At 64.5% G+C, this 15239-nt stretch carries 19 protein-coding genes; 9 read left to right on the plus strand and 10 right to left on the minus strand.

Annotation, left to right across the window (positions count from 1 at the left end; translation table 11 throughout):
- Nucleotides 1-35 precede the first annotated feature (35 nt).
- The 10 genes from atpA to C3Y92_RS18350 form a co-directional block, all read right to left on the minus strand.
- A complete protein-coding gene (gene atpA / locus C3Y92_RS18305) occupies nucleotides 36-1544 on the minus strand; it encodes a F0F1 ATP synthase subunit alpha (RefSeq protein ID WP_129355030.1) in 1509 nt (502 codons plus the stop codon).
- Nucleotides 1545-1548: 4 nt separating this feature from the next.
- Complete coding sequence (locus tag C3Y92_RS18310; RefSeq protein WP_012750051.1) at nucleotides 1549-2100, minus strand: F0F1 ATP synthase subunit delta; 552 nt, start codon at nucleotides 2098-2100, stop codon at nucleotides 1549-1551.
- Complete coding sequence (locus C3Y92_RS18315) at nucleotides 2097-2672, minus strand: F0F1 ATP synthase subunit B family protein (protein ID WP_129355032.1); 576 nt, start codon at nucleotides 2670-2672, stop codon at nucleotides 2097-2099. The genes C3Y92_RS18310 and C3Y92_RS18315 overlap by 4 nt, the downstream gene beginning before the upstream one ends.
- 42 nt (nucleotides 2673-2714) lie before the next feature.
- Nucleotides 2715-3134 carry a F0F1 ATP synthase subunit B family protein gene (locus C3Y92_RS18320; RefSeq protein WP_129355034.1) on the minus strand — a complete coding sequence of 140 codons (420 nt, stop codon included), beginning with the start codon at nucleotides 3132-3134 and terminating at the stop codon, nucleotides 2715-2717.
- 129 nt (nucleotides 3135-3263) lie between these two features.
- On the minus strand, nucleotides 3264-3659 hold the full coding sequence (locus C3Y92_RS18325; protein ID WP_129355036.1) for a bactofilin family protein: 396 nt from the start codon (nucleotides 3657-3659) through the stop codon (nucleotides 3264-3266).
- Between the two features lie 55 nt (nucleotides 3660-3714).
- Nucleotides 3715-4827, minus strand: a complete 1113-nt coding sequence (rodA, locus tag C3Y92_RS18330; RefSeq protein WP_129355038.1) for a rod shape-determining protein RodA — start codon at nucleotides 4825-4827, stop codon at nucleotides 3715-3717.
- A gap of 111 nt (nucleotides 4828-4938) precedes the next feature.
- Nucleotides 4939-6804, minus strand: a complete 1866-nt coding sequence (gene mrdA, locus C3Y92_RS18335) for a penicillin-binding protein 2 (protein ID WP_129355040.1) — start codon at nucleotides 6802-6804, stop codon at nucleotides 4939-4941.
- Nucleotides 6794-7264: a hypothetical protein gene (locus C3Y92_RS18340; protein WP_129355042.1), complete on the minus strand. Its 471-nt coding sequence runs from the start codon at nucleotides 7262-7264 to the stop codon at nucleotides 6794-6796. The genes mrdA and C3Y92_RS18340 overlap by 11 nt, the downstream gene beginning before the upstream one ends.
- Complete coding sequence (gene mreC / locus C3Y92_RS18345; RefSeq protein WP_235669536.1) at nucleotides 7261-8244, minus strand: rod shape-determining protein MreC; 984 nt, start codon at nucleotides 8242-8244, stop codon at nucleotides 7261-7263. Before mreC ends, C3Y92_RS18340 begins: the two co-directional genes overlap by 4 nt.
- Before the next feature lie 136 nt (nucleotides 8245-8380).
- Nucleotides 8381-9421 (minus strand): rod shape-determining protein, encoded by a 1041-nt coding sequence (locus C3Y92_RS18350; RefSeq protein WP_129355046.1) that lies wholly within the window; start codon nucleotides 9419-9421, stop codon nucleotides 8381-8383.
- Nucleotides 9422-9525: 104 nt separating this feature from the next.
- Here C3Y92_RS18350 and C3Y92_RS18355 point away from each other — a divergent pair, with 104 nt between their 5' ends.
- The 9 genes from C3Y92_RS18355 (at nucleotide 9526) to C3Y92_RS18395 (ending at nucleotide 15107) form a co-directional block, all read left to right on the plus strand.
- Nucleotides 9526-10437, plus strand: coding sequence for a TIGR01212 family radical SAM protein (locus C3Y92_RS18355; RefSeq protein WP_129355047.1), 912 nt, complete (start codon nucleotides 9526-9528; stop codon nucleotides 10435-10437).
- Nucleotides 10438-10496: 59 nt separating this feature from the next.
- Nucleotides 10497-11303: a class D beta-lactamase gene (gene blaOXA / locus C3Y92_RS18360; RefSeq protein WP_129355049.1), complete on the plus strand. Its 807-nt coding sequence runs from the start codon at nucleotides 10497-10499 to the stop codon at nucleotides 11301-11303.
- 238 nt (nucleotides 11304-11541) lie between these two features.
- Entirely contained in the window at nucleotides 11542-12015 is a 474-nt protein-coding gene (locus tag C3Y92_RS18365; protein WP_129355051.1) for a methylated-DNA--[protein]-cysteine S-methyltransferase, read from the plus strand.
- 97 nt (nucleotides 12016-12112) lie between these two features.
- Nucleotides 12113-12766, plus strand: coding sequence for a riboflavin synthase (locus C3Y92_RS18370; protein WP_129355053.1), 654 nt, complete (start codon nucleotides 12113-12115; stop codon nucleotides 12764-12766).
- Nucleotides 12767-12768: 2 nt separating this feature from the next.
- On the plus strand, nucleotides 12769-13122 hold the full coding sequence (locus C3Y92_RS18375; RefSeq protein WP_129355055.1) for a hypothetical protein: 354 nt from the start codon (nucleotides 12769-12771) through the stop codon (nucleotides 13120-13122).
- Entirely contained in the window at nucleotides 13109-13333 is a 225-nt protein-coding gene (locus C3Y92_RS18380; protein ID WP_129355057.1) for a type II toxin-antitoxin system HicB family antitoxin, read from the plus strand. The genes C3Y92_RS18375 and C3Y92_RS18380 overlap by 14 nt, the downstream gene beginning before the upstream one ends.
- Nucleotides 13334-13358: 25 nt before the next feature.
- Complete coding sequence (locus tag C3Y92_RS18385) at nucleotides 13359-13778, plus strand: DUF4019 domain-containing protein (RefSeq protein ID WP_129355059.1); 420 nt, start codon at nucleotides 13359-13361, stop codon at nucleotides 13776-13778.
- A 35-nt stretch (nucleotides 13779-13813) separates the two neighbouring features.
- Nucleotides 13814-14290 carry a VOC family protein gene (locus tag C3Y92_RS18390; RefSeq protein ID WP_129355061.1) on the plus strand — a complete coding sequence of 159 codons (477 nt, stop codon included), beginning with the start codon at nucleotides 13814-13816 and terminating at the stop codon, nucleotides 14288-14290.
- Between the two features lie 109 nt (nucleotides 14291-14399).
- Complete coding sequence (locus C3Y92_RS18395) at nucleotides 14400-15107, plus strand: hypothetical protein (protein WP_129355063.1); 708 nt, start codon at nucleotides 14400-14402, stop codon at nucleotides 15105-15107.
- Nucleotides 15108-15239: the final 132 nt, after the last annotated feature.

Consider the following 15239-nt stretch of genomic DNA (forward strand, 5'->3'; position numbering starts at 1 on the left):
TTGCAAAAACCCTGCATGGTTTTTGAGCGCGCCGCTTAGGCCTTGAAGCCCTTTTTGAACTCGTCGATGGCCGCGCCGAGCTTGGCGATGAGGCCTTCGTCGAGCGCCTTTTTCTCCTGAATCTCGTTCAGGATGTCGCTCTTGGCGTTGTGGAAGTACTCCTGAAGGCCTTCCTCGAACTTGCGGACGGCCTCGACGGGCACATCGTCCATGAAGCCGCGGGTGCCGGCGAACAGGGAGATGACCTGCTCGGCCACGTTCATGGGCTTGTACTGGGGCTGCTTGAGCAGCTCGACCATGCGCATGCCGCGGCTGAGTTTCAGCTGGGTGGCCTTGTCCAGGTCGGAGCCGAACTGGGCAAACGCGGCCAGTTCGCGGTACTGGGCGAGGTCGAGACGCAGCGTGCCGGCGACCTGCTTCATGGCCTTGACCTGGGCGGCGCCGCCGACGCGGGAGACCGACAGACCGACGTTGATGGCCGGACGGATACCGGCGTTGAACAGGTTCGGCTCAAGGTAAACCTGACCGTCGGTGATGGAGATGACGTTGGTCGGGATGTACGCCGACACGTCGCCCGCCTGGGTCTCGATGATGGGCAGGGCGGTCAGCGAACCGGCTCCCAGGGCGTCGGACAGCTTGGCGGCGCGCTCCAGCAGACGGGAGTGGAGGTAGAAAACGTCGCCGGGGTAAGCTTCACGTCCGGGAGGACGGCGCAGCAGCAGGGACATCTGGCGGTAGCTGACGGCCTGCTTGGAAAGATCGTCATAAACGATCAGGGCGGCGCGGCCGTTGTCGCGGTGGTACTCGGCCATGGTGCAGCCGGAGTAGGCGGACATGAACTGCAGCGAAGCCGGTTCGGAAGCGGTGGCCGAGATGATGGTGGTGTATTCCATGGCGCCGTGGCGACGCAGGGTCTCGGCGACCAGGGCGACGGTGGACTTCTTCTGGCCGATGGCGACGTAGAAGCAGAACACGCCCTGTCCCTTCTGGGCCAGGATGGCGTCGATGCAAACGGCGGTCTTGCCGGTCTGACGGTCGCCGATGATCAGCTCGCGCTGGCCGCGACCGATGGGGGTCATGGCGTCGACGGCCTTGAGGCCGGTGTACATGGGCTCATGGACCGACTTACGGGCGATGATGCCGGGGGCCTTGATTTCGACGTTACGGGTCTCCTTGGCTTCAACGGGGCCAAGGCCGTCGATGGGGTTGCCCAGGGGGTCGATGACGCGGCCGGTGACGGCGTCGCCGACGGGCACCGAGAAGATCTTGCCGGTACGCTTGACCGGGTCGCCTTCCTTGATGTGGGTGTCTTCGCCAAGAAGCGCCACACCAACGTTGTCTTCTTCCAGGTTGAGCACCAGGCCCATGACGCCGCCGGGGAACTCCAAAAGCTCCATGGCCATGGCGTTCTGGACGCCGTACACGCGGGCAATCTGGTCGCCGACGGACAGCACGGTGCCAGTCTCGCTCATCTCAACGCGAGACTCGTAATGCTGAATCTGCTGTTCGATGATCTGGCTGATCTCTTCCGCTTTGATTTGCATGGCCCTACTCACCCCTCTTGATTTGTTCTTTCAATATTTCGAGCTGGGCGCGAAGGCTCGCGTCCAACACCTTGTCGCCGACCTTGAGGACGACGCCGCCGATGATGGAGGGATCAACGGCGAAAGACAGCACCAGCTTCTTGCCGGATTGCTTTTCGAGCTTGACCTTGATCTGGTCCTGGCGCGCGTCGGCCAGGGCGAAGGCGGTGACCAGCTGGCCGCGCATGACGCCTTCGGCCTCGTCCAGAAGGGTCCGGTAGAGGGCGGACACTTCCAGGACGCAGGGCAGGCGGTCCTTGTCGGCCAGAAGGGACAGGAAGTTGATGACCATGGGCTTGAGGCCGATTTTGCCAGCGACCCCGGACAGCACCGACTTCTTCACATCGGCGCTGATGATGGGGTTGGCAAAGACCTTAAGCAGATCCGGAGACCCCTCAAGGACGGAGGCAAAGGCCTCCAGGTCCTTGCCGTACTCCGCCGGGGCTTTCTTGCCGGCCTTTTTGGCCAGCGCGAAAAGCGCCTTGGCGTAACGGCGCGCGACGATGTTGCCGGTCAATTGAACACCACCTTGGTTAAGTATTCATCCACGAGCTTGTCCTGGTCCTTGGCGGTCAGCTTCTTTTCCAGCGAAGCCTTGGCCGCGGCCACCACGGAGTCGGCCAGCTGGGCGCGAAGCTCCTGCATGGCGACCCGGGCCTCGGCGGCGGCGGCGGTAACGGCCTGCTCCTTGATCTGGGCGGCCTTGGCCTCGGCGGCGGCGACGATGGAGTCGCGCAGGGCCTCGCCCTGACGACGGTATTCGTCTTCGATCCGGGCCTTCTCGTCGCTCAGATTGCTGATGGAGGCCTCGATCTCGGCCAGACGCTTGGCCGCTTCGGCCTTGCGCGACTCAAGATCGCTCAGCTGGTTCTCAATGGCCTCGCCGCGACCCCGGAAAAAGCCCACGATCTTTTTCCCGGCCAGCTTGGCGATGACGCCGAACACCAACACGAAGTTGACCACGCGGAACAGGAAATCCTTCCAGTTCAGTCCGTGGGCTTCCGCGCCCCCGGCGTCGCCCGACGCGTAGGCCACGGCAGCCAGGCCGAACACCAGGGCCACGGTGGCGATGAGGTGGAGCCTTTTCAATTGAACCCTCCCTTTCCTTGAGAAATCCTGGAACCTTCGGCCTTACGCCGCCAGCACCTTGGCAACGGCCTTGGAGGCCAACCCCGACACCTTGCCCTCCAGGGCCTTTTTCGCCGCGGCGGACTGGGCGGAAATCTCGGCCCGGGCCGCCTGCAGCTTCGAAGCCGCCTCAGCGCCGGCAGCCTCGAGCAGATCCTTTTCCTTGGCCTGTCCCTCGGCCTTCATGGCCAGGCGGCCGGCCGTGGCGGCCGCGCGGGCGGCGTCCAGGGACAGTTCGTAGTCCTTGAGCTTGGCGTCGGCCGAGGACGCGAAGGATTCGATGCCTTCCATCTGGGAGGCGACGAATTCAGCCCGCTTCTTGAGAATCTTGCGGATGGGGCCGATGAGAATGACATTGAGCAGGATCAGGATGAGCACAAAGTTGACGAGTTGGACGAAAAACGTGGCGTTTAAGTCAATCATCGGCGCCCTCCGGGAGGTTGTGAAAATTGTTGCAAAGTCAGCAAGCGGCTGTAGCGAATTTACTCCGCCCTGTCTAGCCCTTTTTGACAAATTCCGTACTGCCCCACACCCCTAAAAACCGCGCCCCGCCTAGCTTGGCGGGGTTTGTGAAGAATTGGCCGAACAGCTTGCGGCCAGGGCCTGACGGGGCGGTTCCTCCCCGGTTCCCATGGTCACCAGCCCGTCCACCCGGCCCCCTTCGGCCACGGACAACAACGGCGTGCGCACCGCGCCGCAAAGCCGCCCCCGGCCATGCACCGCCACAGAAGACGACGCCGCCACCTCGGCGGCCACGACCCCGTCGCACACCAGGCGCGCCACCTCGACCCGCCCGGCCACATGGGCCTGGCTGCCGACCACAAGAGTTCCCGTCGAGACGATTTCGCCTTCGAAATGCCCGTCAATGCGCACCACGCCGCCAAAGGTCAGCCGCCCCACAAAAGACGTGCCGACCCCCAGGAAGGCGTTGATGTCGTGCTTGCCCACAAGGCCCTCCGACCGCCGGGGAACGATCCCTCCGTGGCCGCAAGTCCTTTTCGCGCTAGCCTTTCTTGAACAGGTAGCGCCGCATGGAGACGTTGACGACAATGCCCACGAGGGTGAAGTTCACGATGGTGGCGCTCCCCCCGTAACTGATAAACGGCAAGGGGATGCCAACGACCGGCATGATGCCGAGCACCATACCCATGTTGATGAGGATTTGCCAGAAGAAATAGAAGAACACGCCCGCCGCCAAATAGCTGCCGAAGCGGTCCTTGGCGTTTTTGGCCGTGACGTAGAATTGCAGCAAAAACAGGCAGAAAAGGGTCAGCAGCGCGATGCCGCCCATGAAGCCCCACTCCTCGGCAAAAACCGCCACGGCAAAGTCGGTATGCTTTTCGGGCAGGTAGCGCAACTGGCTCTGGGTGCCTTCCAAAAAGCCCTTGCCCCACATCTGGCCCGAACCGATGGCGATCTGGGACTGAATGATGTGGTAACCGGCCCCGAGGGGATCGCGCTGGGGGTCGAACAGCGTCAGGATGCGCCCCTTCTGATAGGGCTTGAGAAAGAACCAGCCGCAAGGGATAAGGATGGGGCCGGCGATGGCCAGGGTCTTGAACACCGGGCCGGCGAGTCCCCGGTAAAGAATCAGTCCGGCCACCAGGAGCAAGACGTTCAAGCCGGTGCCAAGGTCGGGTTCCACGATGATAAGCAAGGCGACAGGCAGGGATACGGCCAAAATGCCGGCCAGATCGAGCCAGCCCAGCCGCTCGGAGCGTTTGGACAGGATCTTGGCCGCCAGCAGCAACAAGGCGATTTTGGCCACCTCGCTGGGCTGGAAGGCGAATCCGCCGATGGGCAGCCAGCGTTTGGCCCCGCCCACGGTCTTGCCCATGACCAGCACCAAAACCAGCAGCACCGAGGTGGAGATGACCATTGGCCAGGCGATGGCGGCCAGATACTTGTAGTCAAAAACCACCATGGCCAACAGGCAGCCCAGCCCGGCCAGGCCCCAGATGAGCTGACGGTTGTAGAAGGGCTGCATGGACAATTCATCGCCCATGCGGAAACCGCTGGCCGAATAGAGATTGAGCACCCCGACCCCGAACAACATGGCGGTCAGGGCCACCAGGGACCAGTTCACGCTCAGTATGAAGCGTCTGTCAAAGGGCATGGAGCAACCCCGGCTCGGCGGCGAACGCCCGGTCCGTCGTCGGAACTGCCCGACGACGGCCAGCGCCTTCGTCTGCCTCGGTTTGTAAGTGGCCTTGCTCGGACGGGCCGGCTAATCCCCGACGTCGCCGGGATCGACGGCCGGTTCGCCAGCCGTCCCGGCCGGAGCCGCGCCGGCCGCCCGGGGCGGCTTGCCCGGGGCCGGACCGAACAAATATTCGAAGACCTTGCGCACCAATGGGCCGCTGACCTCGCCGCCATGGCCGCCGTGCTCCACCAGACAGACCACCACGTAGGTCTTACCGTCCTTGCGGCCCCAGCTGGCCAGCCAGGCATGGTCGCGCTGCTCGTAGGGCATTTCGTGGGTCTTGCGGCGGATGTCGGGGTTAATAAGCTTGACCACCTGGGCCGTGCCGGTCTTGCCGGCCATGACCGCGTCGGAGCGCAGCAGGGACTTGGCCGTGCCGCTTTCCACCGTGGCCACCATGGCGTCGAGGATCACCTGCCGGTCGCCGTCTTTGAGCGGCAGCGTGGCGTCCACCCGGGGCGCTTCGGTCTCCACCAGCTCGGGCTTCATGAGCCGGCCGCCGTTGACCAGGGCCGACAGGTAGCGTCCGATCTGCAGCGGCGAGGTCAGCACGTAGCCCTGGCCGATGGAGGCGATGATCGTCTCGCCCTTGGACCAGGCCGCGCCAAAGCGCTTTTTCTTCCATTCCTTGGAGGGAATAAGCCCGGCCTTCTCGTGGGGCAGGTCGATGCCCGTGCGCGCCCCGAAACCGCTGGCCACGGCGTAGTCGTGGAGCCGGTCGATGCCCATGCGGTCGCCGAGCTTGTAGAAATAGATATCGCAGGAATGGACCAAGGCCCCGCGCAGATCCAGCGACCCGTGGCCGCCTTTTTTCCAGTCGTGGAAGTCGCGGTTGCCAACCCGGTAGGAGCCGGGGCAGGCCACCACGTCGCCGGGCCGCACAAAGCCCTCGGTCAGGCCGGCGGCGGCCATGAGGAGCTTGAAGACCGAACCCGGCGGATAAACGCCCTGGGTCACCCGGTTCTGGATGGGGTGGCGCGGGTTGTCGCGCAGCTCCCGCCATTTGTCGGCCGGCACCCCCAGCACGAACATGTTGTTGTCAAAGCTCGGCTGGCTGACCATGGACAGGATCTTGCCGGTGTCGGGCTCCATGACCAGAATGGCTCCGGCCTGGCCCTCCAGCAGCCGCGAGCATTCGCGTTGCAGGCCGATGTCGATGGACAGCTTGAGGTCGGCCCCGGCGCGCGGCGGCTCCAGGATGAATTCGTTGTGCTGGCGGCCAAAGGCGTCGACTTCCACCTGCTTGCGGCCCTTGGAGCCGCGCAGCTCGTCCTCGTGGGTGAGTTCCAGCCCCTGCTTGCCCACGGAGTCGCCCAGGGAAAGTTGGGGATTTTTCTCCAGTTCGTCTTCGTTGGCCTCGGCCACGTAGCCAAGCACGTGGGACATGAGCGCGCCGGTGGGATAGTAGCGTTTCTGGCGCACCACGATTTCCAGGCCCGGATAGAGCATGGCGTTGGCCTCGATGCGGGCCAGGGCCTCGTAGGGCAGGTCGGTGATGAGGATGAGCGGCTCAAAGGGCTTGACCCGTTTCTTGCCGCGCTTGACCGTCTCGGACAGCACGTGCTTGTCCACGCCGGTCCACTCCGAGACCTTGGCCAGGGTGCCGTCGATGTCCTCGCAGTCCTCGCGCACCAGGCCCAGGGCAAAGGACGGTTCGCTGACGGCCAGGGGCGTGCCGCTCCTGTCGAGGATGCGCCCCCGGGCCGAACCGATGAGCACCTGGCGCAGCTGGTTGTCCCGGGCCATGTCGGAAAACGTGCCGCCCTTGTGGACCTGCAAATACCACAGGCGCAGGGTGAACAGGCAAAAAAGCCCGAGCACCAGGGCCTGGAGCAGGATCAACCCGGAACGGGGGGCGTGTTGTTGCGGGGTTTCAGTCTCAAGCCGCATGGGGATCGCCCGGCAGATGGTGGTGGATGAGGTACAAAAGGCCCCATTCGATGGGGAAGATCAGGGCCTGCTGCACCGCCTCGACGCCCAGTCGGTCCATATAGATGGACCAGTCCTGGAGCAGGGCCATGACGTTGATGAAAAGGAAATGCATGGCGCCGAGGCAGGCTCCCAGGATGAGCATGAAAAGGAAATTCCGGGCTTCAAACAGCCAATGCCCGAAAAAATACAGGCCGGCCAAGGCGCCGTACCAGAGGATGCCCGCGCCAAAAGGCATGGAGCCTGTCCCCTCCTGGATGAAGAGCCAGATGGCCCCCAGCCAGACCGGCACGGTCCATTTCTCCTCCTGCATGGCCAGGATAAGCCCTGGAGCCAGGAAGTCCACCCCGGGGACGATGTTTTGCAGCCAGACCCCGCCGAGCGTCAACAGGGTCCAGAAGACGATGTGGGCCGGTCTCATTGCCCTTCGGTCCGGGCCGGCTTGCGGCGTTTTTTCTCGGACTCGGCCGGCTTGTCGGCCTTCTTGGCCGGTTCGACCACGGCCGGAGCCGGAGCCGGGGCCGGCGTCGGGGCCGGCGGGGGGGGCGGCGGCGCGCCCTGGCCCGGAGCCGGCGGGATGGCGGCCGGGGTCTTGAGGCCCTTTTGGGGCTTGACGGCCGGGGCGGCGTTTGGCGGAGTGATGACCGGCGACACCGGGGCCGTGGCGGGCGACGGCGTCGGCGCGACCACGGGCGCGGCCGTCGGAGCCGGCGCAGCCGCGGCCGTGGCCTTGAACAGCAAGGCCACTTCCTCAAGCTGGCGCGGGGTGAAAAGCGGCGCGGCGTGGATGAGCTGAAACAGCGACGAACCTGAGCGGCCCACCGAGGTCACCTTGGCCACGGGCAACCCCTTGGGGAAAATTTCCTCCAGCCCCGAGGTGACCAGCACCTCGCCTTCTTCCACGAGCGCGCCCTGGGGCACGTACTGCAAGGTGAGCTCCTTGGTCGGCCCCTCGCCCTTGACGATGCCCTGGGTGCGGTTTTTCTGGGAAACCACGGGAATGCGGCTGTTGGGGTCGGTGATAAGGAGAATGGTCGCGGCCGTGGGCGACAGACGCAGCACCCGCCCGACCACCCCGTCGGGAGAGACCACCGGCATGTTGACCGTCACGCCGTGGGCGCTGCCCTTGTCGATGAGAAACGTCTCCAGGGCGGCGTTGGGACCCAGGCGATGGGAAATGATGCGCGCGGCCCGACGCGTCCAGTCTATGGGCGGCGTCAGGGACAGAATTTGGCGCAAACGCTCCACCTCCGAAGCGTTTTCACGCAACTCGGCGAGCTCCTTTTTCGCGGTATCCAGCTCCAGGCGCAGCTGGTCGTTTTGCTGCCGGATGCCCACGAAATACAGATAGCGGCTCCAAAACGACGCAACCTGTTCGTGGACCCACTTTCCCGGGGCCAAAACCCACCTGGCGAACTCCAGTCCGGTATGGCTCGCCAGCGTATCGACGTAGCCTGTCCGGATGTTCCAGGTGAAAAGGCCGAGGTAAAGAAACAGGACGACGAGCAGGCCGATCGCGATCCGCTGCGGGGTGGGTTTAATCTATCGTGACCTCCTTCAGGACGTCCAGGTTGTCCAGCGCCCGGCCGGAGCCGAGGACAACCGTCGAAAGGGGGTCGTCAACAACCGTGATGGGCAGCGAGGTTTCCTCGCGCAGCAGCTGGTCGAGGCCGCGCAAAAGCGCGCCGCCGCCGGTCAGGACGATGCCCCGGTCCACGATGTCCGCGGCCAGTTCCGGGGGCGTCTGCTCCAGGGCGATGCGCACGGCCTGGACAATGCTCTCCACCTGCTCGGAAATGGATTTCTGCACTTCCTCGGAGGATATCGTGATGTTCTGGGGAATGCCCGTGACGAGGTCGCGGCCCTTGACTTCCATCTCGCCCTGGCTGGTGGAATGATGGGCCGAGCCGACCGTGATCTTTATCTGTTCGGCCGTGGATTCGCCGATGAGCATGTTATATTTGCGCTTGACGTACTGCATGATGGCTTCGTCCATCTTGTCGCCGCCAACGCGCACGGACTTCGAATAGACCACGCCGGACAGCGAAATGACCGCCACTTCCGTGGTGCCGCCGCCGATGTCCACCACCATGTTGGAGGTGGGTTCGGTGATGGGCAGGTTGGCCCCGATGGCGGCGGCCATGGGCTCCTCGATGAGGTAGACCTCGCGCGCGCCGGCGCTCTGGGCCGATTCCTTGACCGCCCGCTTTTCCACCTGGGTGATGCCTGTCGGCACGCAGATGATGATGCGCGGGCGCACCAGCCGGCGGGAATTGTGGACCTTGGAAATAAAGTGCCGCAGCATGGCCTCGGTCACCTCGAAGTCGGCGATGACGCCGTCCTTCATGGGGCGGATGGCCACGATGTTACCCGGGGTACGACCAAGCATCCGCTTGGCTTCCAGGCCCACCGCCAGTACCTTGTTGCCGCCCCGGGGGTCCTTTTTCACCGCCACCACCGAGGGTTCGGACAAGACGATGCCCTTGCCCTTGACGAACACCAAGGTGTTGGCCGTTCCCAGGTCGATGGCCAGATCGTTGGAGAAAAGCCCCAATATCCTATTCAAAAAACTGGACATATCGCCTCGCTTGCCGCAAAATCGGCCCATGCTGTCGCAGACGGGTTGTGTTTGCCGATTCGTCCCGTGTTGTCAACGAGAGATTTTCCGGCCAAAAAACCGCCATGACCGCCCGCGTCCACACGCTTGCCCAGGCTTTCCGGGCCATTTTCGGCCGAAAGGCCAAGAAAATTCCTTTGGATGCGGGAAGTTCCTGCCCCAATCGGGACGGTGCGCTCTCCCGGGGCGGCTGCCTTTTTTGCAACGCGGCCGGATCGGGAACGGGACTGCACCTTAAAGGCTTCGGCCTTCGGGCGCAATGGGACAAGCTCACTCCCCCAGCAAGACGTCGCGGCGAGGCGCTTATCGCCTATCTCCAATCTTTTTCCAACACCTATGGCCCGTCCGAGCGCCTGGCCGCGCTTTTGGACGAACTCATCGCCCTGCCGGATATCGAGGGCATCTGCCTGGGCACCCGGCCCGACTGCCTGGACATCGAAAAAATCGCCCTGCTGGCCGCCGCGCCCATCGGGCATACCCGCCTGGAGATGGGGCTGCAATCGGCCAACGACGCCACCTTGCAGCGCATAGGCCGGGGCCACACGGCGGCTGATTTCGCCCGGGCGACCATCATGGCCGCCGACGCGGGCCTTAGCGTCACGGCCCATCTCATGGCCGGCCTGCCCGGCGAGGGCGTCGCGGATTTTCTCGACACCGTGCGCTTCGTGGCCGCCCTGCCCGTCGCCGGGGTCAAACTCCACAACACGCTGGTGGTGGCCGGCTCCGGCCTGGCCGCCCTCTACGAAGCCGGCGGCTACCAGCCCATGGCCCGCGAAGACTACGCCCAGGCCGTGTGCCGGGCCATCGCCCTGCTGCCGCGTCACGTGGCCGTGGAGCGCCAAAACGCCGACCCCGCCCCGGGCGAACTCCTCGCCCCGGCCTGGGCCGCCGACAAACAGGGCATCCGCAAGGACATCGCCGCGCGGCTGGAGCGCGACGACATCCGGCAGGGGTGTGATTTCCACGCCCCACGTTGACGCCGCCCCGCCGCAGCCCCAAAAAAGCCACATAACATTTCCCGCCCGGAGGTTGTCCCATGCGCCGCAGCCTGCTTCTCGCCGTCCTGCTCCTCCTCGCCGCCCCGGCCCTGGCCCGGGCCGCCGAGCCCAGCCTCATCGAACGCCCGCAGTGGCAAAAACCCTTCGCTGACGCCGGCCTGACCGGCACCATGGTCCTGCGCCAGGAAGGTTCGCCCGAAATCCTCGTCCACAATCCGGCCCGGGCCGCGACCGCCTTTCTGCCGGCCTCCACCTTCAAAATCCCCAACTCGCTCATTGCCCTGGAAACCGGGGCCGTCTCCAACCCCAGCGAAGTCTTCCCCTACGACGGCAAGCCGCGCTATCTTCCCGAATGGAACGCCAACCTGACCCTGGCACAGGCCTTTGCCGTGTCCTGCGTGCCGGTCTACCAGGAAATCGCCCGGCGCATCGGCCCCGAACGCATGGCCAAATACCTGGCCGACTTCCACTACGGCAACGCCGACATCGGCGGCGGCATCGACCGGTTCTGGCTCGACGGCGCGCTGCGCATCTCGGCCCTTGAGCAACTCGACTTCCTCGGCCGCCTGCACCGCCGCGAGCTGCCCCTGCGCCGTCAAGTCATGGACGACGTGCTGACCATGATGATCACCGACAAGACGCCAACCGCCGTGCTGCGGGCCAAGACGGGCCTGACCGCCCGCGTTTCGCCCAACGTCGGCTGGTACGTCGGCTCGGTCACGCGCGGCCCGGACGTCTGGTACTTCGCCCTCAATCTCGAAGCTCCCGACAACAACCCCGCCGCCGTGCCAGCCCGAAAAAAGATCGCACTGGATATTTTGAAAATGGAAGGACTTTGGGAGTAGGAATGAAGAAAAATCGGGAGGGGGTCACCCCCTCCCGAACCCTCCCGTCATGGGGGGCTTTTTCGGGGCGGACGAAGCGTCCGCCCCGAAAAAGCCCCCCAAGGCAAGGGGATGCGAGATGATGGCAGGGCGGGACGAAATATCGTACAAGCGCCCTACCCGCCCATGCAGGGGGTCCGGGGGGCTTAGCCCCCCGGCGGGCCCAGGGCAGAGCCCTGGCCGCCGGAGGCAAAACACCATGTCCGTACAGACGTTCACCGACATTTGCGTTGCCGATCCGTTGGCGTTGGAAATCACCTGGAATAACGGTGAGGTCACGGCCTTAAAATTGACCTGGGCCGAGGGCAAGACCCGGGCTGTAGCCAGCGAGGCCGGCCAGGCCGTGCAGGCAGCCCTGGAGGCTTATGTGGCCGGCGGCCAGGCCGACTGGCCCAAGCTGCCCTTTGCCTGGGGCAAGGCGAGCGATTTTTCGCGCCGGGTGCTGGACGAGCTGGCCCGGGTGCCGGCCGGACAGCCGGTCAGCTACGGCTGGCTGGCGGCCAAGGCCGGACGCCCCAAGGCGGCCCGGGCCGTGGGCCGGGTCATGGCCTCCAATCCGTTTCCGCTCCTCTACCCCTGCCACCGGGTGGTCGGGGCCAAGGGCGCGCTCACCGGCTTCGGGCCGGGCATCGACATGAAAAAATACCTGCTGGAACTCGAAGGGACGAAGTAAGCGGAAGACCGGGCGCTGCCCGGACCCGCCGGGGGGCTCAGCCCCCCGGACCCCCGACATGGGGAACGAGTGAACGCAGGGTGAGGACAGGTTTTCTATGTTTACGGGACTGGTGATGGGGCTTGGCCGCGTCGCGGCCGTGGAGTCGCGGGGCAATGAGACGCGGTTTCGCATCAAGGCGCTTTTCGATCTGGACAATATCGTTCTCGGCGAATCCATTGCCGTCAACGGCGTGTGTCTGACCGTCGAGACGTTTGGCGACCGGGAATATACGGCCTATGCCTCGGGCGAGACGCTGTCGCGCTCGAACCTGGGCAAGCTCAAGATCGGCAGCGTGGTGAACCTGGAGCGCGCCCTGGCCCTGGGCGACCGCCTGGGCGGGCATATGGTTTCGGGCCATGTGGATTGTCTGGCCGAGGTGGCAACGGTGACGCCGGCTGGACAGTCCATGCAGTATAAAATAGATTTCCCGAAGGAATTTTCGATTTTCGTCGTGCCCAAGGGGTCCGTCGCCCTGGACGGGATCAGCCTGACCGTCAACGAATGCGGCGACGGCTGGCTGACGGTGAACATCATCCCCTCGACCCAGGGCGCGACCACGATTGCCGGCTGGAAGCCCGGCACGGTCATCAACATGGAGACCGACGTGCTGGGAAAATACGTGCTGCGGATGCTTGGACCGTGGCAGGACGCCCAGGGGAAAAAGGAATCGAAGATTTCCGAGGCGTTTTTGCGGGAGAACGGATTTTAGCTATGACTACTACCACATCAAATTTTATCAAAAAAACATATGATATCATGATTCCAGTATCTGTCCTAGTAACGATAATAGCCGCCTGCGTTGGGATAACTTGGTTCTTTGTTGCCCAGGACAAGCGAATCGCCACTTTAGAAAACCAAATGCAATCGATTGTCACCCAAACACCCACCCCTATGCAATCGAGCGTTACACAGTTTCCTGGAAATCCTCTCGTTAATACATGCAGTGACCTCGCTTCGCGCGCAGCACAAGCGATAGAACAAGGAAGTCCAACAACCGTTGCGTCTCCAATCGCTGAAATGATGAATCGCCTAGGTTGCTATTCTATATTAAATGCCAAAAAATAATAAACACCTCATCATCCTCGAACCCACCGCCACCGGCTTTTCGGCCTATTCGCCGGATGTGCCGGGCTGCGCGGCGACCGGAGCCGACGAGGACGAAACGCGCCGCAACATGGCCGACGCCCTGGCCTTCCATATCGAAGGGCTGCGCGAAATGGGGCTGCCCGTGCCCCAGCCGGCCAGTTCGTCCCATTACGTGGTCGTGGCCGCCTAGGCCGCGCCCCCAAAGGAGCCGCCCCATGAAACGTCTCACGTCCTTCCTCCTTTGCGCCATGCTCTGCCTGGCCGCCGGCTCGGCCCTGGCCGCCGAGGGCGACGAAGCCGCCGCCGAGGCCGCCGCCGGCAAATGGCTGGCCCTGTGCGACGCCGGCAAATACCCCGAAAGCTGGCGCGAAGCCTCGGCCTTCTTTCGCGGGGCCATCACCGAGGACGCCTGGACCAAGGCGCTCACCGGCATACGCACGCCCCTTGGTCCGAACAAAAGCCGCGTCCGCGCTTCCATCATCCAGGCCCGGCAACTGCCCGGCGCACCCGACGGCGCCTATGTCGTGCTGACCTATGACAGCGCCTTTGCCAACAAGGCCAGCGCCGTGGAAACCGTCACCTTCATGCAGGAAAAAGACGGCTCCTGGCGCGTCGCCGGCTATTTCATCAAGTAACGCCGCCGGCCAAACGCCTCGGCAGGGAGCCGCCCATGCCCATCGAATACCGCAGCGTCTGCATCTTCGTGGCCGACATCGACCGCGCCCGGGCTTTTTATGAAGAGCTTCTGGGCCAGTCGCCCCTGCACGTGCTGCCGGGCTACGTCGCCTACCCGCATTTCTGCCTGTGGCGCGAGGACACCGCGCGGGGCATCGTTTTCGACGAAGAGGCCGCGCCGCCGGCCGGTCCCATGGGCCGCGACAATCTGGAAATGTATTTCGAGGACGCGGCCCTGGAAGACGCCTTCGAGCGCGTCATGACCCGGGCCGAGGTCATCCATCCGCCCAAATCCGCGCCCTGGGGCCAGCGCGCCTTTCGTCTGCGCGACCCGGACGGCCATATCGTCGAGGTGGCCGAACCCATGGAGGCGGTCATCGAGCGCTTGCGCGACAAGGGCCTGTCCCCGGCCGAAATCGCCGCCGCCACCATGATGCCGGCCGAATTCGTTGCCGGCGTCCTGGGCGATTGACCCGGCAAGACGTCTTTCCGGTCATCTCGTTACACTATTTCCCATCACTCTCTAATCTTCCCCTTACGGCCGGCCGATAAGTGTTGACACGTCAACCGGAGGGAGATCGATGGACGTCGCCCCCCTTTCCGCGCTTGCCCAGACGACCAGCGCCGTGGCCGCGCCGACGACAAAAAGCCTGCAAACCGCCGTTGCCGCCAAGTCCGAAAACATGCTGGCCGGCAACTTCATCCAGGCCGACGCCGGCCCCTCAAAATATCTGCAAGCCCGGCTGGACAGCTTGCAGACGGAAAAAACCTTTGCCAGCTCCATGAGCAACCTGCTCACGACCATGACCGCCCAGTTCGCCACCACCATGGCCAACGTCGGGTCCAGCAGCGGCGATTCGACCTTTGTCGCCGCCGTCATAAACAAATTCAAAGTGGAAGACAGCGTCGGCCGGGCCGTCGATAAAGAAGTCGGCGACAGCGCCCAGGACAACCTCGACGCCACCCGCCAGGACATCGAGGACAAGGCCGAAGCGGCCTCGACCGGGCAGTCGGAAGACGCCGCCGGCCAAGGCGCGGCCACCCTTGACACGGCCGCCACGCCGGCCGCCACGGCCCAAGCTCCAGACGCGACGGCCGCGTCTGACCCCGCTTCAGCCACCGAGGCCATCCAGGCAGCGGCCGAAGCCGCCCAGGCCACGCCGACCGGCCAGACGGCCGGGCAGGCCGAGCCGGCCGGACAAGCCGCGCAAGCCGAACAGGCTGCGGCAGCCCAAGCGCCGGCCCAGCCCATTCCCGCGCCCGGGTCCACCATCGACATCCGGGTCTAGCCCGCCCTCGGCCAGACCAGATTCCCCGCTCCCTGCCGGCCGCAACGTGGAACACCCTCCCGCGCGAGGCCGGCCCTTTTGCCGGCGACCCGCCGCGCCCCGAAAATCCCGCTATTCCGCCCCGCTTGCCTT

This window comes from Solidesulfovibrio carbinolicus, from assembly GCF_004135975.1.
Lineage (GTDB): Bacteria > Desulfobacterota > Desulfovibrionia > Desulfovibrionales > Desulfovibrionaceae > Solidesulfovibrio > Solidesulfovibrio carbinolicus.

Excerpts from the sequence above, each read along its gene's own strand:
- atpA (WP_129355030.1), bottom strand. The coding sequence starts at position 1,544 with ATGCAAATCAAAGCGGAAGAGATCAGCCAGATCATCGAACAGCAGATT.
- C3Y92_RS18320 (WP_129355034.1), bottom strand. The coding sequence starts at position 3,134 with ATGATTGACTTAAACGCCACGTTTTTCGTCCAACTCGTCAACTTTGTG.
- rodA (WP_129355038.1), bottom strand. The coding sequence starts at position 4,827 with ATGCCCTTTGACAGACGCTTCATACTGAGCGTGAACTGGTCCCTGGTG.
- mrdA (WP_129355040.1), bottom strand. The coding sequence starts at position 6,804 with ATGCGGCTTGAGACTGAAACCCCGCAACAACACGCCCCCCGTTCCGGG.
- C3Y92_RS18340 (WP_129355042.1), bottom strand. The coding sequence starts at position 7,264 with ATGAGACCGGCCCACATCGTCTTCTGGACCCTGTTGACGCTCGGCGGG.
- C3Y92_RS18350 (WP_129355046.1), bottom strand. The coding sequence starts at position 9,421 with ATGTCCAGTTTTTTGAATAGGATATTGGGGCTTTTCTCCAACGATCTG.
- C3Y92_RS18355 (WP_129355047.1), top strand. The coding sequence starts at position 9,526 with ATGACCGCCCGCGTCCACACGCTTGCCCAGGCTTTCCGGGCCATTTTC.
- blaOXA (WP_129355049.1), top strand. The coding sequence starts at position 10,497 with ATGCGCCGCAGCCTGCTTCTCGCCGTCCTGCTCCTCCTCGCCGCCCCG.
- C3Y92_RS18365 (WP_129355051.1), top strand. The coding sequence starts at position 11,542 with ATGTCCGTACAGACGTTCACCGACATTTGCGTTGCCGATCCGTTGGCG.
- C3Y92_RS18370 (WP_129355053.1), top strand. The coding sequence starts at position 12,113 with ATGTTTACGGGACTGGTGATGGGGCTTGGCCGCGTCGCGGCCGTGGAG.
- C3Y92_RS18375 (WP_129355055.1), top strand. The coding sequence starts at position 12,769 with ATGACTACTACCACATCAAATTTTATCAAAAAAACATATGATATCATG.
- C3Y92_RS18380 (WP_129355057.1), top strand. The coding sequence starts at position 13,109 with ATGCCAAAAAATAATAAACACCTCATCATCCTCGAACCCACCGCCACC.
- C3Y92_RS18385 (WP_129355059.1), top strand. The coding sequence starts at position 13,359 with ATGAAACGTCTCACGTCCTTCCTCCTTTGCGCCATGCTCTGCCTGGCC.
- C3Y92_RS18390 (WP_129355061.1), top strand. The coding sequence starts at position 13,814 with ATGCCCATCGAATACCGCAGCGTCTGCATCTTCGTGGCCGACATCGAC.
- C3Y92_RS18395 (WP_129355063.1), top strand. The coding sequence starts at position 14,400 with ATGGACGTCGCCCCCCTTTCCGCGCTTGCCCAGACGACCAGCGCCGTG.